Annotated in this window: 18 protein-coding genes; 10 read left to right on the top strand and 8 right to left on the bottom strand. The window is 71.0% G+C overall.

The genetic code is table 11. From position 1 onward, the window contains the following. Positions 1 to 239 precede the first annotated feature (239 nt). From OUY22_RS15305 to OUY22_RS15295, 3 genes are all read left to right on the top strand, one after another. The gene (locus OUY22_RS15305) at positions 240 to 551 is read left to right on the top strand and encodes a hypothetical protein (RefSeq protein ID WP_270155619.1); all 312 of its coding nucleotides are present in this window, start codon (positions 240 to 242) and stop codon (positions 549 to 551) included. Beyond that, positions 527 to 943: a type II toxin-antitoxin system VapC family toxin gene (locus OUY22_RS15300; protein WP_270155618.1), complete on the top strand. Its 417-nt coding sequence runs from the start codon at positions 527 to 529 to the stop codon at positions 941 to 943. The genes OUY22_RS15305 and OUY22_RS15300 overlap by 25 nt, the downstream gene beginning before the upstream one ends. Before the next feature lie 79 nt (positions 944 to 1,022). Beyond that, positions 1,023 to 1,463, top strand: coding sequence for a hypothetical protein (locus OUY22_RS15295; RefSeq protein WP_270155617.1), 441 nt, complete (start codon positions 1,023 to 1,025; stop codon positions 1,461 to 1,463). A 425-nt stretch (positions 1,464 to 1,888) separates the two neighbouring features. On the opposite strand, the gene OUY22_RS15290 is transcribed toward OUY22_RS15295, so the two are convergent. Continuing rightward, complete coding sequence (locus OUY22_RS15290) at positions 1,889 to 2,488, bottom strand: DUF1707 SHOCT-like domain-containing protein (protein ID WP_270155616.1); 600 nt, start codon at positions 2,486 to 2,488, stop codon at positions 1,889 to 1,891. A gap of 362 nt (positions 2,489 to 2,850) precedes the next feature. On the opposite strand from OUY22_RS15290, the gene OUY22_RS15285 reads away from it, so the two are divergent. The 4 genes from OUY22_RS15285 (at position 2,851) to OUY22_RS15270 (ending at position 5,347) form a co-directional block, all read left to right on the top strand. Continuing rightward, entirely contained in the window at positions 2,851 to 3,255 is a 405-nt protein-coding gene (locus OUY22_RS15285; protein ID WP_270155615.1) for a hypothetical protein, read from the top strand. A 28-nt stretch (positions 3,256 to 3,283) separates the two neighbouring features. Then, positions 3,284 to 3,679: a hypothetical protein gene (locus OUY22_RS15280; RefSeq protein WP_270155614.1), complete on the top strand. Its 396-nt coding sequence runs from the start codon at positions 3,284 to 3,286 to the stop codon at positions 3,677 to 3,679. Positions 3,680 to 3,857: 178 nt separating this feature from the next. Next, positions 3,858 to 4,793 carry an RNA polymerase sigma factor SigJ gene (sigJ, locus tag OUY22_RS15275; RefSeq protein WP_270155613.1) on the top strand — a complete coding sequence of 312 codons (936 nt, stop codon included), beginning with the start codon at positions 3,858 to 3,860 and terminating at the stop codon, positions 4,791 to 4,793. A gap of 44 nt (positions 4,794 to 4,837) precedes the next feature. Next, the gene (locus tag OUY22_RS15270; protein ID WP_270155612.1) at positions 4,838 to 5,347 is read left to right on the top strand and encodes a carboxymuconolactone decarboxylase family protein; all 510 of its coding nucleotides are present in this window, start codon (positions 4,838 to 4,840) and stop codon (positions 5,345 to 5,347) included. A 9-nt stretch (positions 5,348 to 5,356) separates the two neighbouring features. Here the strand turns inward: OUY22_RS15270 and OUY22_RS15265 are convergent, their stop codons facing one another. Next, a complete protein-coding gene (locus OUY22_RS15265; protein WP_270155611.1) occupies positions 5,357 to 6,166 on the bottom strand; it encodes an isocitrate lyase/PEP mutase family protein in 810 nt (269 codons plus the stop codon). A 105-nt stretch (positions 6,167 to 6,271) separates the two neighbouring features. Between OUY22_RS15265 and OUY22_RS15260 the strand changes: the two genes are divergently transcribed. Together OUY22_RS15260 and OUY22_RS15255 are read left to right on the top strand one after the other, a co-directional pair. Continuing rightward, on the top strand, positions 6,272 to 7,174 hold the full coding sequence (locus OUY22_RS15260) for a LysR family transcriptional regulator (protein ID WP_270155610.1): 903 nt from the start codon (positions 6,272 to 6,274) through the stop codon (positions 7,172 to 7,174). A 112-nt stretch (positions 7,175 to 7,286) separates the two neighbouring features. Then, positions 7,287 to 8,330: a saccharopine dehydrogenase family protein gene (locus OUY22_RS15255; RefSeq protein ID WP_270155609.1), complete on the top strand. Its 1,044-nt coding sequence runs from the start codon at positions 7,287 to 7,289 to the stop codon at positions 8,328 to 8,330. A 23-nt stretch (positions 8,331 to 8,353) separates the two neighbouring features. Here the strand turns inward: OUY22_RS15255 and OUY22_RS15250 are convergent, their stop codons facing one another. Together OUY22_RS15250 and OUY22_RS15245 are read right to left on the bottom strand one after the other, a co-directional pair. Continuing rightward, complete coding sequence (locus OUY22_RS15250) at positions 8,354 to 9,097, bottom strand: SAM-dependent methyltransferase (RefSeq protein ID WP_270155608.1); 744 nt, start codon at positions 9,095 to 9,097, stop codon at positions 8,354 to 8,356. Between the two features lie 78 nt (positions 9,098 to 9,175). Continuing rightward, a complete protein-coding gene (locus OUY22_RS15245) occupies positions 9,176 to 10,192 on the bottom strand; it encodes an NAD(P)-dependent alcohol dehydrogenase (RefSeq protein ID WP_270155607.1) in 1,017 nt (338 codons plus the stop codon). A gap of 132 nt (positions 10,193 to 10,324) precedes the next feature. Between OUY22_RS15245 and OUY22_RS15240 the strand changes: the two genes are divergently transcribed. Continuing rightward, positions 10,325 to 10,975 (top strand): DUF2306 domain-containing protein, encoded by a 651-nt coding sequence (locus OUY22_RS15240; RefSeq protein WP_270155606.1) that lies wholly within the window; start codon positions 10,325 to 10,327, stop codon positions 10,973 to 10,975. Here the strand turns inward: OUY22_RS15240 and OUY22_RS15235 are convergent. The 4 genes from OUY22_RS15235 to OUY22_RS15220 form a co-directional block, all read right to left on the bottom strand. After that, on the bottom strand, positions 10,965 to 11,621 hold the full coding sequence (locus OUY22_RS15235) for a response regulator (protein ID WP_270155605.1): 657 nt from the start codon (positions 11,619 to 11,621) through the stop codon (positions 10,965 to 10,967). The two genes, OUY22_RS15240 and OUY22_RS15235, sit on opposite strands and share 11 nt — an antisense overlap. Beyond that, positions 11,618 to 12,736, bottom strand: coding sequence for a sensor histidine kinase (locus OUY22_RS15230; protein ID WP_270155604.1), 1,119 nt, complete (start codon positions 12,734 to 12,736; stop codon positions 11,618 to 11,620). Before OUY22_RS15230 ends, OUY22_RS15235 begins: the two co-directional genes overlap by 4 nt. A gap of 249 nt (positions 12,737 to 12,985) precedes the next feature. Beyond that, complete coding sequence (locus tag OUY22_RS15225) at positions 12,986 to 13,471, bottom strand: nitroreductase/quinone reductase family protein (RefSeq protein ID WP_270155603.1); 486 nt, start codon at positions 13,469 to 13,471, stop codon at positions 12,986 to 12,988. Next, complete coding sequence (locus OUY22_RS15220; protein WP_270155602.1) at positions 13,468 to 13,860, bottom strand: hypothetical protein; 393 nt, start codon at positions 13,858 to 13,860, stop codon at positions 13,468 to 13,470. Before OUY22_RS15220 ends, OUY22_RS15225 begins: the two co-directional genes overlap by 4 nt. Between the last annotated feature and the right edge of the window lie 12 nt (positions 13,861 to 13,872).

Raw genomic sequence — 13,872 nt, 5'->3', positions numbered from 1 at the left:
GTGTCGGCAGGTGAGCAGATCGGTTCCTCAGGAGGAATCTGACCTCGTCTGCGCAGAGGGCCAGGTCTCGAAGGTGAGGTCGAGCCCACTCGGACGACTGGACGGCTCTGACAGATGGAGCGAAGGCCGGGGCGGGTTCGTGCCCGGGGTGCAACGCCGGACGGGTGAGGGCGGTCCGTCCTCTATTTGGGCCGGAGGGCGGATCACAATATTGCTACTTCGAGTAGTAAGATTGGCCCATGGGTATGCCAGAGCGAGACTTCGCCCCAGGGGCCGGGCCGGCCGCTAAGGTCAGTGTGTCTCTGAGAACGGGCAACATTCGCGCCGTCCGCGAGCGGGTCGGGGCCCGGGGGTTTTCCGCCTATGTCGATGCCGCCGTGGAACGTCAGATCGAGCGGGATCTCTTGGAGGAGGCACTGCAGGCGAACGAGGCCGCTTCCGGGCCGATCCCACAGTCGCTGCGTGACGAGGCGGCGGAGTTGTTCCGCCGCGTCAAGTCGGCGCCTGAGCTTCAGGAGGAGGACGGATGGCGCGCGCACGAAGCAGACTGAGCGCGGGCACCGTCGTTCTCGACTGCGAAGGGCTCGTGAAGTGGTGCGAGGCCGATCAGCGGGTGACAGCGTTCGTGCGGGAGGCGCAGGACAATGACTTCCGGGTCGCGGTCAGCGCCATGACACCGATTGAGGCGCAAGACATCCGGGTCAAGAGCGATCGTCTCAGGTGGTATCTGTCCCGGCTGAAGATCGAGCCGGTGACCGAGGAGATCTCATCGCGTGCGATCGAACTACTACGGGATGCCCGCCTCCACGGTCACAAGTATGCCATCGACGCTGTGGTCGCGGCCACAGCATTGCGTTCGGTGCGCCCTGCCATTGTTCTGACGTCCGACGCGGACGACATGAGCAAACTGTGCGGGAAGGCCGTGCAGGTGGTCCCTGTCTGAGCCTGTGCGAGGACGGACCGAGCGGGAGTTCCCGGGACTATTGTCGAAACTTGTCCGACTGGTTTGACGAAGATCGAACATGACGAGATCATTTCGGATCACGCTTGTCATGGTGCATGATGATCGTGTGACGAAGGTTATTCCGGCTGAGCGGATGCCGGCCACGGCACTGGCCGCCAGGGTCATCATGACCTTGCAAGTAGGCTTGGGACTTTTATTTCTAGCCATATTTTTGGCGGGCGCGGTGGCCGCCGCCGTCGATGCGGCACTTCTCGTGGCGTTCCTCCCCGGCGTCTTGGTCGTGGTGCTCCAGGGGTGGCTGATATTTCGCTGGTCGTCACGCAGGAAATGGGTGCGCTGGTCCGGCATCGCCATCGAGGTGGTCGGGGTCGGCTTGGGTGTCATCCCGACCGCTGTCGAGGGCGAGCTCGGTTGGGCAACGCTGCCCAGCCTGGTCCTGCCGCTCGCGGTCGTCATCCTGCTGCTCACGCCCTCGGCGGCACGCTGGTTCGACCGTTGACGGTCGCCCATCATGAGTCCATCGGCACGCGTTCCTCCGCCAAAGGACTCATGCTTGTCCTACAGGCCCTACGAAGACCGAGGGCTTCAAAGATCATTTAGCAGCTCGAGATCCACTCATCCAGTCGGCTGGCTGCGGGTTCCCGCGAGTCGCTGACCGCCATCCCGGACGACGAGTGAGGCGTGTCGGACGTCGTCTTCACGGCGCGCGGTCGATGACCTCCGACGCATCGGTCCAGACGCGGTGCCCAAAGTGCTGAAGGATCTAGAGAAGCCCACGCTCCAGCTGGCGTGCGAGACTCCAGGACGTCCGGTACTCTGCGGCGAGACGGACCAACTCCGCTCTGGTGAGGGCATTCGCTCGAACAGCTCGGGTACGTCCTCCACCTGCCGGTCAGGATCTGGTACGGGATGCCGGGCCGGCGTTCAGCTCCTGCGCCGGCGACGTAGTTTGCCGCTCACCCCGCCGAACAGCGCCAGGCCCTTCACCACGACCACCGGCGCCGACGGGTCGATGTCCGGGCCGCTGTGGACGTCGAAGCCGCCGAAGATGCCGACGCCCTGGCTGCGCACCTCCACCCCCTCAGGCACGATGAGGTCGGCGCCGCCGAAGATCGCGACAATGGTGATCTCGACTTCTCTCGCCTCGAACTCGGCGTCGGTCAGGTCGAACCGCAGGCCGCCGAAGAGGGCGAGCGCCCTGGTCCGTCGCCGTACGCGCCAGCGGCCCTTGCGTTCGGCGCCGCCGAAGATGGCGATCACGTTCTCGGCCTCGGAGTCCGTGGCCGGTGAGAGGGAGAGCGGGGTCGCGGTCACCGACTGTGTCTGGAGGTCGTGGGTGAGGAGCTGGAGTTCTCCCACGGTCTTGGCCTGGTAGAGCTTGTCCAGGCGTTCTGAGTACTCCTCGTGGCTCAGTTGGCCGGTGCTCATGGCCTCACCGAGCACGGCGGCGACCTGCTCCCTGTTGCTGTCGGAGGCGCGCAGATGGGATCGGTGGGAGTCCATGGGCGAGGGGCGGTTTTCCATATCGGTCACGATAGTACGCGTCGTCCCCGCAGGGGAGTCCGCGTGCCGGGCCGCGGTGGACCAGGGTTCGTGCGGACGTCACTCACAGTGATTTTCGTTGGGTCTCCGGAGCCGGAACGTTCCATTGTGACGATCGCAAGCGTTTTAGATCTCGAATTGATAAAGCCCTATATGTCGGGATAGTCATAGGTTATCCGTATGGCGTACGTTCAACCCGACATAACGCTGTTGTGTCGGGGGCCTACGAGGGGAATGCGGGCCACGGGGTGATCGATGTTTCGCGGGCGGTCCCGCGAGCCTGTTCCGTGTGCGCAAGAGCGCGCCCCCTCGCCAGACCGGGCCCATATCTCGAAAGGTGAACGATGCTCCGGAAACGCATAGGGCCGATCCTGGCTGCCGCTTCCCTGGCGGCGGCCGGCGTCCTGGTTCTCGAAGCGCCGGCTCAGGCGGCATCCTCGCACGCCATCGTCAAGACCAGCGGCACCCGCGCCGGTGAGGTGTGGTTCAACCGCGCCGACGGCAGCCACGGCAACAACGCGTGGTTCGACCTGTACGACGCGAAGTGTGACGCGGAACCGGTCTACGTGTACTGGAAGTACGTCACCAGCGGCGTGTCCAAGTGGTACACGGACGTCAACGACGGCGGGTGCAACACCACCGCGGGCTTCAATCTCAAGAGCGGCAGCTTCACGATCGAATACAAGGTGTGCGTCGACGACGGCATCTTCAGCGACACGTGCTCAGGCACCGTAAGGGACCGGAACTGAACGGCCAGAGCCGTACGAGGGAGTGCGCATGAAAAGTCGTCTGCTGGCCGTCCTGAGCACGCTGGTGCTGGCCGTGGGGGGCACGCTCGTCCTCGCGCCACCGGCGCAGGCGGCGGCCTCCTCGAACGCCATCGTCAAGACCAACGGCACCCGCGCCGGTGAGGCGTGGTTCAACCGTTCGAACGGCACCCATGCCAACAAGGCGTGGTTCGACCTGTACGACGCCAAGTGCGACGCGCACTCCGTGTACGTCGAGTACCAGATCAACAACAACGGGACCGTCGAAAAGGAGAACGAGGGAGGCTGCGGCAGCACGAAGGGGTTCAACCTGCAGACCGGATACTTCGCGATCGTCTACCGCGTCTGCGTGAACGACACCTTCGGCAACCACCCGTGCTCGGCCTGGGTGTCCGACCACAACTGAGCCGATGAGCTCGCCGCTGTGGTGAAAGGGTGCCGGGGTCCGGTCGACGACGGGCCCCCGGCATCCGACGCGGCGGAGGCGCCGAGCGCCGTCGTCGCTCACGGCCAGGGCGTCACACCTCGGGTGGCTGTCTCGTCGGACGGGTGACGGCCGCTGCGCGGAGGGAGCCGACGACGCCATGACCACACCGTCCGACCCGAGCCTGAACGTGATCATGAGCGAGCGGGGTCACCTGGTCAACCTCGCCTACCGGCTCCTCGGCTCCCTGAGCGAGGCCGAGGACGTCGTCCAGGAGACGTACGCCCGCTGGTACGCCATGTCGCGGCGGCAGCAGGAGGAGATCGAGGTCCCCGGAGCCTGGCTGACGAAGGTCGCCGGTCGCATCTGCCTGGATCTGCTGCGCTCGGCGCGGGTGCGGCGGGAGCGTTACGTGGGGGACTGGATCCCGGAGCCGCTGCCGGAGCGTACGGAGCCGACGGGCGACCCGGCCGACCGTGTCACGCTCGACGAGTCGGTCAACATGGCCTTCCTCGTGGTGCTGGAGTCGATGACCCCGGCGGAGCGCGTGGCGTTCGTCCTGCACGACGTCTTCCGCTACTCCTTCGCGGAAGTGGCCGGGATCGTCGGCCGGACTCCGGCGGCCTGCCGCCGGCTGGCCTCGTCCGCCCGGCGGCGGATCCGTGATGCGCGGCCTCCCCTGACGACGGCGGCGCGGCAGGCCGGAGTCGTGAGGGAGTTCAAACGGGCCTGGGAGGCCCGCGACATCGAGGCCCTGGTGGGCCTCCTCGACCCGGACGCCACGGTCGTCACCGACAGCGGCGGCCTGGTCGACGCGGTGCCCGGTCCGATCGAGGGCGGCGAGCGGATCGCGCGCCACGCCGTCGACCTCCTCGGCAGGGCGCCCGGCATGGCGATCCTGGAATGCTCGGTCAACGGCCGGCCCGGTCTGCTGGTGCGGCTGGACGGGGTGACGGTGACGGTGATGGCCTTCGAGGTCGCGGATGACCGGATCACGCGGGTGTGGGGCGTACGGAATCCCGACAAGCTCAAGCCGTGGACCAAGGAGTACGAGCGACGCCTCACATTCCCCGGGGCCGTCTCGTCGGATCAGTGAGGGGCGTTCCCCTCAAACGTGACAGAGACGACCAAGGGGATGCCATGTCCACACCCACGACGACCGAGCAGGCCGGCCTCCGTTCGCGGCTGCCCGACCCCACCGCGTTCTTCCCCGAGGAGGTGGGGATGCTGGCCGGCGGGATGGCCGCCGTCGTCGGCAACGGGCTGATTCCGCGGACCACCGTCGGCCTGGTGCAGCTCCGCGCCGGGCAGCTCGTCGGCAGCACGTACCACACCGTCCGGCAGGCCGGCCTGCTCCGCGAGGCGGGGGAGCCCGAGGAGCGCATCACCGCCGTGGCGTCCTGGCGGGACGCCCCGTACTTCACCGGCCCCGAACGGGTGGCGCTGGAGCTCGTGGAGGCCGTGCTGTCCCCGAACCCCTCCGGGGAGCGGGTCCCCGACGAGCTGTACGACCGAGCGCGCGGCCACTACGACGAGCGGGCGCTCTGGACGCTCATCATGGCGATCGGCCAGATCTGCTTCTTCATCCCGGTCGCGCTCATCGCCAAGCCGATCCCCGGCCGGCCGCTGGGGGAGAACTACACGGGCTGAACGGCGCCGTCAGTCGAAGGCGCGGTGCAGGTCCTCGGCCGCGGCCATCCGTCTGACGAACCCGAACCGGCCGTCCCGCATCTCCCCGGCCGCGTCCATGAACGAGCGCAGCGCGACCCGGGAGAGCGCCCCGCCGACGCTGACCCGGCGGACGCCGATCTCGGCGAGCCGCGTCAGGGTGATGTCCGGGTCGGCCATGCCCATCACGACGTTGACCGGCTTGCCGACCGAGGACACGACCGCGCGCATCTCGTCGAGCGTCCGCAGCCCGGGGGCGTACAGGACGTCCGCGCCCGCCTCCTCGAACGCCTGCAGGCGCCTGATGGTGTCGGCGAGGTCGCCGGCCTGCCACAGCAGGTTCTCGGCCCGTGCCGTCAGGACGAGGGGGACCGGCAGGGCGCGGGTCGCCTCGACGGCCGCCCGCACCCGTTCGACGGCCAGCTCGAAGTCGTAGATCGGCGCCGCGGGGTCGCCGGTGGCGTCCTCGATGGAGACCCCGGCCGCGCCGGCGGCGCACGCGTCCGCGATCATCGTGGCCGCCTCGGCGGGGTCGTCGGCGAAGCAGTTCTCCAGGTCGGCGTTGACAGGCAGCGGCGTGGCGTCGCTGACGGCGCGGAGGTTGTCCAGGACGTCCTGCCTGCCCGCCCGCCTGCGGCCGAGCTGGTTGGCCACGCCGAAGCTGGTCGTGGCCAGGGCTTCGAAGCCGAGCGAGGCCAGCAGCCGGGCGGTGCCCGCGTCCCACGGGTTGGGCAGCAGGAAGGGCTCGGGGCGCTCGTGCAGTTCGCGGAAGCGGCGGGCTCTGGCCGTCTGATCGTTCACGGGGCTCCTCAAGGGGTCGGATGACGCCCTCCACTCTCGGCCGCGGCCATCTCCTCCGGCAAATGCATAGAACGGATGCTTCTATCAGGAAAACTGATGGATGTGATGACCATCGACGAAGTCGTGGCGTTCGTGGCCGTCGCCGAGTGGGGCGGCTTCACCGAGGCGTCCATGCGGCTCAACCTCTCCCAGCCGGCGGTCAGCCGCCGGGTCCGTGAGCTGGAGCGGTCGCTGGGGGCGCCCCTGTACGAGCGGGCCGGTCGCCGGGTGCGCCTGACGGCCGCGGGCCGGGCGCTGCTGCCGCACGCGGAGGCCGTGCTGGCCACGGTCCGCGACGCCGAACGAGCCGTACGGGAGGAGGTCGCGCGGGAGGGTGAGACGAGGAGCCTCGGCCTGGCCATCGTCGGCACGCTGGCCGACTCCCATCTCGTGGACGCGCTGCGCGCGTTCGAGTCACGTTCCCCCGACGTCGCGGTCGAACTGACCACCGCCACCAGCCGGCAGGTCAGCGCGCTCGTCCGCACCGGGGAGGCGTCTCTCGGGCTGCGGTACTTCCCGGACGCCGACCCGCGGCTGGAGTCGATCCCGCTCGGGGCGGAGCGCCTGGTGGTGGTCGTCCCGGCTGGGCATCCCCTCACGGCCGGACGCCTGCCCGGTCTGGAGGCGCTGCACGGCGAGCGGTGGCTGGGGTTCTCTCCCGAACGGGGTCAGCCCGACTCGTTCGGGCACCTGCTCGACCGGCTCCTGCCCGAGGGCACGCGGGTGACCAGGATCGACAGCCTCACGGCGCAGAAGCGGCTGGCGCAGGCCGGGCTCGGCGTCGCCCTGATGCCCGTCAGCAGCGTCCACGAGGAACTGCGCATCGGCAGCCTGCGAACGGTCGAGGTCGACGGCCTGGAGGCTTGGCTGCCCGTGGTCGCCGTCCGGCGCCGGGGCGGCCATCGGGGGCCGCTCACGGAGGCGTTCCTGGAGATGCTGCGCGAGCACACGCCGGGCCTGCGCTGCTGACGCGATCGGATGTCCGAAACTGTGCGGATGTTGGCGTTCCGGACGGTCGTGCGAGCCGGTCGCCGCTGCCAGGATTCCGGTGACGCAGGAACCGGTCGAAACGGGAGAAGCAATGGAATCGGGGCAGACGGTCGCGGTGTACGGGGCGTACGGGCACACCGGGCGGTTCGTGGTGGCGGAGTTGCTGGAGCGCGGGTTCGTCCCGATCCTGTCCGGGCGTGACGACGTCAAGCTGAAGGCGCTGGACCGCCCGGGGCTGGAGGTGCGGCCGGCCGCGGTGGACGATCCGGCCGCGCTGGACCGGGCGCTGGCCGGGGCCGCGGCCGTGATCAACTGCGCCGGGCCGTTCGCCACGACCGCCGCCCCGGTGATCGAGGCGGCGCTGCGGGCAGGCATCCCCTACGTGGACGTCGCCGCCGAGATCGAGGCCAACGCCGACACGTTCGCGCACTTCGCGGACCGGGCCCGCGCGGCCGGAGCCGTGGTCGTCCCCGCGATGGCCTTCTACGGCGGTCTGGGCGACCTGCTCGCGAGCGCGGCCATGGGCGACTGGACCGCGGCCGACGAGGCGCACGTCGCCTACGGCCTGAGCAGCTGGCACCCCACCGAGGGGACGCGCCTGGCGGGCCAGGTCTCGGGGCGGCGGCGGGACGGCCGGCGCGTCCGGTTCACCCAGGGACGGCTGGAGTACCACAGTGACGACCTGCCGACGCTGCGGTGGGCCTTCCCCGACCCGGCGGGCCCCCGGGACGTGATCGGCGAGTTCACCATGGCCGACGTCGTCACGATCCCCAGCCATCTGCCCATCCCCGAGGTCCGCACGTACATGACCGTCGAGGCGGCCGGAGACCTGGCCTCCCCGGACACGCCGGCGCCGGTCGCGGCCGACGGGCGCGGACGGTCCGGGCAGACGTTCCTCGTCGACGTCGTCGTACGGTCCGGCGAGGAGCGGCGGCGGGCCGTGGCGAGCGGGCGGGACATCTACGCCGTCACCGCGCCGCTCGCGGTGGAGGCGGTCGGGCGCATCCTCACGGGGCGGACCAGGACCGTCGGCGTGGCCTCCGCCGGCGCGATCTTCGACGCCCCCGACTTCCTCCGCGCGCTGTCCGCCCACCTCACGATCACCCTGGAGCCGCGGGAGACGACGGCACCCTGATCACCGGGACCGGCCTCCGCCGGTCAGTCCGTGCGCTGGAGCAGGAGGGTGACGAACCCGAGGACGCCCCGGTAGCCGTGCAGCCACGAGTCGCGGTGCTCGCGGGCGGCCGCGCGGGCGGCGTCGGCGTCCGGGCCGGGGTGTTCGTTGGCCCAGCGCAGCAGCGTCCCGGTCCAGGACCACTCGTAGTCGTCCCATTCGGACAGGTCGCTGGTGTAGGCGTAGACGGTGTCGAAGCCGGCGGACTCGGCGGCGGCGACGGTGCCGGGCAGGTCGAGGAACTCCGACGGCTCGGCGCCGAGCCGGGCGAGCGCCTCCGGCGTCGGCTCGCGCTCCCAGAACCCTTCGCCGATGAGCGCGAGGCCGTTCGGCCCGAGGTAACGCCTGACATGGGCCGCGGTGGCGGCGAGCCCGCCGAACGCGTGCGTGGCCCCGACGCAGAGCACCAGGTCGTACCGTTCGGCCACGGGGAAGCCGGCGGCCGGTCGCTCGTGCAGCCGGACGCGTTCCCACACGCCCTGGGCGTCGGCGTGCTCCTCGGCCGCCTTGAGCGCCTCGGTGGAGATGTCGACCCCGTCGGCGGTGGCGTCCTCGTAGAGCGCCAGCGCGCGCAGCGTCCACGCGGCCTCGCCGCAGCCGAGGTCGAGGATCCTCGCCCCCTCCGGCAGCCGGGCCCGGCGCAGCAGCCGGGTCACGTGCGCCCCGGAGACCGGTGCGGCGATGGGGTGGTCACGGTGGGCGAGATGGCTGATGAGCTGGCGGTCCATGGGACAAATCTGTCTTATGGCGGACGGGCGCACCAGCGGTTCGGCTCCGGTGGCGGATGGGCGGGGCCGGCGTGAAGCTCACACCGTGACGACGATCTTCCCGGAGGCGTGTCCCGCCTCGGAACGCCGCAGCGCCGCCGGGATCTCGGCGAAGGCGTAGGTGCGGTCGATCACGGGGGTGACCTGGCCGGACTCGATGAGTTCGGTCAGCGCCAGCAGGTTCCGCCGGTTCTCGGTGCAGCCGATCACGTCGGCCGTGGTCATCGTCTGCGACACGAACGGCGACACCAGGGGCGCCGCGACCACGTGGGGCATGGGACGCAGCCACCGGCCGCCCTTGCCGCCGATGACCACGTAGGTGCCCCTGCGGGTCATCACCCGCCGGCAGGCCAGGGCCGAGTGGCTGCCGGCGCAGTCCACGACGACGTCGTGGCGCCGGCCCAGCCGGGTGAAGTCCTCCTTGGCGTAGTCGACGACCTCGTCCGCGCCGATCGACCTGACCAGGTCGACGTTGCGCGGGCCGCAGACGCCGGTGACGTGCGCGCCGAACGCCTTGGCGAGCTGGACGGCGAAGGTGCCCACGCCTCCTGAGGCGCCGATCACGAGCACGCTCTGGCCCGGCTGGACCCGGGCTTTGTCGCGCAGGGCGATCAGGGCGGTGTTCGCCGCCAGGGGCACCGCCGCGGCCTGCTCGAACGTCAGGTTCGCCGGCTTGGGGGCCAGTTCGGCCGCCGGTACGAGGGCGTACTGGCCGAAGCCGCCCTGCTTGGACATCGCGTACACCTCGTCCCCTGGGCGGAACTCGGTCACGCCCTCGCCGACCGCCTCCACCTGGCCCGCGACGTCGGCGCCGAGGATGGAGATCTTCGGCCGGCGGACCCCCAGGGGGCCGCCCATCAGGCGCGAGACGCGCGGCTCACCTCTCATGAGGTGCCAGTCGAACGGCTGGACGGAGGTGGCGCGCACCCGGACCAGCACCTCGCCGCGGCCCGGCACGGGCCGGTCGACGGTGGTGAGTTCGAGCGCGTCGGGTGAGCCGTACGAGCGCAGGACGAACGCCTTCATCGTCTTCTCCTCGGAGGGATTCGGAATCATGCGATCAGCGTAAAAATCCTGCTCAAGGGGGTCATCAGCCGAAAGTACGCCTGATTGAGCAACGATCGGCCAGCTCAGAACGGACCTTTCTGGCGATGAGCCGCCACCCGTCCCACCGTCACGATCGACGGCATGACAGACAAGATGGCGACGCGGCGGGAGCGGGCGGGCTGGACCGTCGCCGCGCTGATCGGGCTCGGCCTCGTCCCGGTGCTCGCCGGCGGCCTCCGCCTGGCCGAGCTGACCGGCGGCGCGGCGGTCACGCCGGACAACGCGCGCTTCCTCGCCTCGCCCGTCCCGATCCTGCTGCACATCGTCGGCGTGACCGTCTACACCGTGCTCGGGGCCTTCCAGTTCGTCCCCCGGCTGCGTCGCAGGAAGCCCGGCCACCACCGGAAGGCCGGTCGGCTGGTGGCCCCGTGCGGGCTCGTCGCGGCGCTCAGCGGGATGTGGATGGCCGTGTTCTACGCCCTGCCCGAGCATGACGGGCCGCTCCTGGCCGCCTTCCGGCTGGTGTTCGGCACGGCCATGGCCGCCTCGATCGTGCTCGGCCTGGCCGCGGTCCGGCGGCGCGACTTCACCGCGCACCGCGCCTGGATGATCCGCGGGTACGCGATCGGCCTGGGCGCGGGCACGCAGGCGTTCGTGCTGGCGCCCTACTACGGGATCGCCGGCCCGCCCGACCAGCTCGCCAGGGCGCTGCTCCTGGGCGCCGGCTGGGTGATCAACCTGATCGTGGCCGAGGTGATCATCCAGAGGTGGCCGGTCCGGTTCAGCTCCTGACCCGGTTCGTCTCGTACGCCCACATGGCGATCTCGACCCGGTTCCGGGCGCCGAGTTTGGCCATCAGGCTGGCGATGTGGGACTTGACCGTGCTGAGCGAGATGTGGAACTCGTCGGCGATCTCCCCGTTGGTCCGCCCGCGCGCCACCGCCACCAGGATCTCCTCCTCCCGATCGGTGAGCGCCTCGACGGGACGGGCCGGCGGGCCGGCGGGACCGGTCCTGGCGAAGGCGTCGAGCAGCCGCGCGGTGACGCTCGGGGCGATCAGCGCGTCGCCGCCCGCCGCGGCGTGCACCGCCTGGGAGAGCAGCTGGGCGCCGGCGTTCTTCAGCAGGAAGCCCCTGGCGCCGGCCCGCAGCGCCGCGTAGACGTACTCGTCGAGGTCGAACGTGGTGATGACGACGACCGCGAGAGGATCGGCGACGTCCGGCCCGGCGAGGGCGCGGGTCGCGGCGATCCCGTCGAGGCCGGGCATCCGGATGTCGAACAGGCACACATCCGGGCGCAGCCGCCGGGCCAGCTCGACGGCCCGCCGCCCGTCGGCGGCCTCGCCGACGACCTCGATGCCGGGCTGCGCGTCCAGGATCATCACCAGCCCGGTACGGACGATCTCCTGGTCGTCGGCGACGAGCACCCGGACGCTCACGTCGCCGCCCCCGTCCGGGGCAGCACCGCGGTCACGGTCCAGCCCCTGCCGGGGTTGGGACCGGCCACGCACGTGCCGCCCAGCAGGCCGGCGCGTTCCATCATGCCGACGAGCCCGTAGCCTGGCGACGCGTTCAGCCGGACGATCCCGTCGTCGCTCACCCGCAGGTGCACCGACGTGTCGTCGGCGTCGACGCGGACCTCGATGCGGGTGGCGTGGCGGGCGTGCCGCCGGGCGTTGGTGACCGACTCCTGGGCGAGCCGGTAGACGGCGGCGCCGACCGAGGGGGAGAGGCCGTCGAGGTCGCCGGAGACCTCCACGTCCACGGCCGGGCCGGACGGGTCCCCGGCCGCCAACTGCTGGAGGTCGGCGATGCCCCGGCCGGGCTGCTCGTCGTGGCGCAGGACGCGGACCATGGCCCGCATCTCGTCCAGGGCCCGCGCCGCCTCGGCCTCGATCACCCGCAGCGCGTCGGTCGCCGCCTCCGGCCGCGACGCCGCGGTGGCGAGGCCCGCCTGCGCCCGGATCGCCATGGCCGAGATGTGGTGGGCGACGGTGTCGTGCAGGTCGCGCGCGAGGCGCTCGCGTTCGAGGGACTTGACCTGTTCGAGCTCGCGCGCCTGCGCCCCGGCGCGGAATCGGAAGGCCGCGCCCAGCGCGAGGGCCGCGAACATGACGGCCAGCCCGCCGACCGCGTCGGCGGGCACCAGACGGCCGGCGGCCATCGAGTGGAAGAGCGAGCCGAGCATGATCGGCAGCCCGATCACGACCTCGCGCCCGGACCCCCAGCGGGTCAGCGCGTAGACCAGGATCAGCAGGTAGGCCAGCGTGTTCGTCTCGGCGGCCTCGCCGGACGTGACGAGCGTGGCCAGGTTCGTGACGCCGAAGGCGATCACGAGCATGAGCAGCGGGCGGGTGCGGCGCCACAGCAGCGTGGGGACCAGCCCCACGGTGATGAGCACCGCGACGGTCCGCCACGGGAGATCCGCCCGCAGGGCCCCTTCGAGCGCCGCGACCGGCACGAGCACCGCCACAAGCGACCAGTCCCGCCATCCCCGCGCGGGCGGGCCGGGGGGTCGCGGCTCCTTCCACAGGGAGCGGACGAGACCGATCACGTGCTCATCGTACGAGAGCGCCCTGTCCGTCGGTCAGGCCAAGTTTCCCGCGACCTCTGCGGAGCCCGTGAGCGCGGTCAGCCCAGGTTCTCCTTGCGGCAGTCGAAGGTCTCCGGGCGGTCGGGGTCGAGGGCGATCCGCCGGATCATGGTGGCCTCCATGACAGCCCGATGGCGATCGGCACCGCGACGGAGCCGGACGAGGGGCAGGAGCGTATCCGACTGACGCCGCGCTGGTCGGGCGTTCCGTCTAGTCCTCTCGCGGGTGGATGCGGAACACGGGGTGCCGGGGCGCGATCCGGTGGAACTCCGGCAGCGGCGCCGTCGGCCTCACCCCCACATGAGGCCGCGCACCAGGTGCGATGGCGAGGTAACGGCGGAGGATCTCGGCCCGATGCTCGGACGGGATCTCCTCCAGCAGGATCGGGATGTCACGCCCCCGGCGGCGGAGCGTGGCCCTGCCACCCGCGGCCCGGACGTTGCGCACCCAGTTCGCGTCCGGCCCGAGCATCGAGACGAGGAACTCGGCGTCGCGGTGGCGGGCGACCGCGACGGGAACCGACGTGACGTTCCCGCTGTGGCGCCCTGCCACCTTCAGCACGGCGGTCCGGCGCGGTGACAGCAGCCGAGCCCCGTACACCAGGACGTCGAGCCGGTTCATGAGCCGCATGAGCGCGTTCGGCCGCCCTCCGCGGTACATCGCGCGTTTCAGGGCCGCGAGCGCGCGTACGATCACCCCGTCCTCCTCCACAACGCGACCGCGGCCAGACCGGGAACGCAGGGAAGGACCAGCAGCCAGCCCAGCAGCGGCGCCAGGCCGACGTCGCCCGAGGTGTCCCGGACGGTCAGCGCGGCGACCGTGACGCAGAGCCCGGACACGAGCAGCCCGACCGCCAGCGAGAAGGCCCAGCGCTTGCCTGCGCGGGCCGCCCAGATCGTGCCGGCCCAGCCGAGAAGCCCCAGCGCCCCGACCGCGGCCAGGATCACCAGATACGCGGTGACGGCGGCGTCGATGGCACCGGGCGCGTAGGCCGGGTAGCCCGCCCTGATGTGATCCGCCAGGACGGTCCGGTCGACGAACGGGAGCAGGGCGGCGACCGCGGTGAGCCCCGCCCCGACGTACATCAGCGATCTCCG

It is taken from the genome of Nonomuraea corallina (assembly GCF_027620315.1).
Taxonomy (GTDB): domain Bacteria; phylum Actinomycetota; class Actinomycetes; order Streptosporangiales; family Streptosporangiaceae; genus Nonomuraea; species Nonomuraea corallina.
Note: the sequence above shows the minus strand (reverse complement) of the source record. Positions and strands in the feature narration are given on the sequence as shown.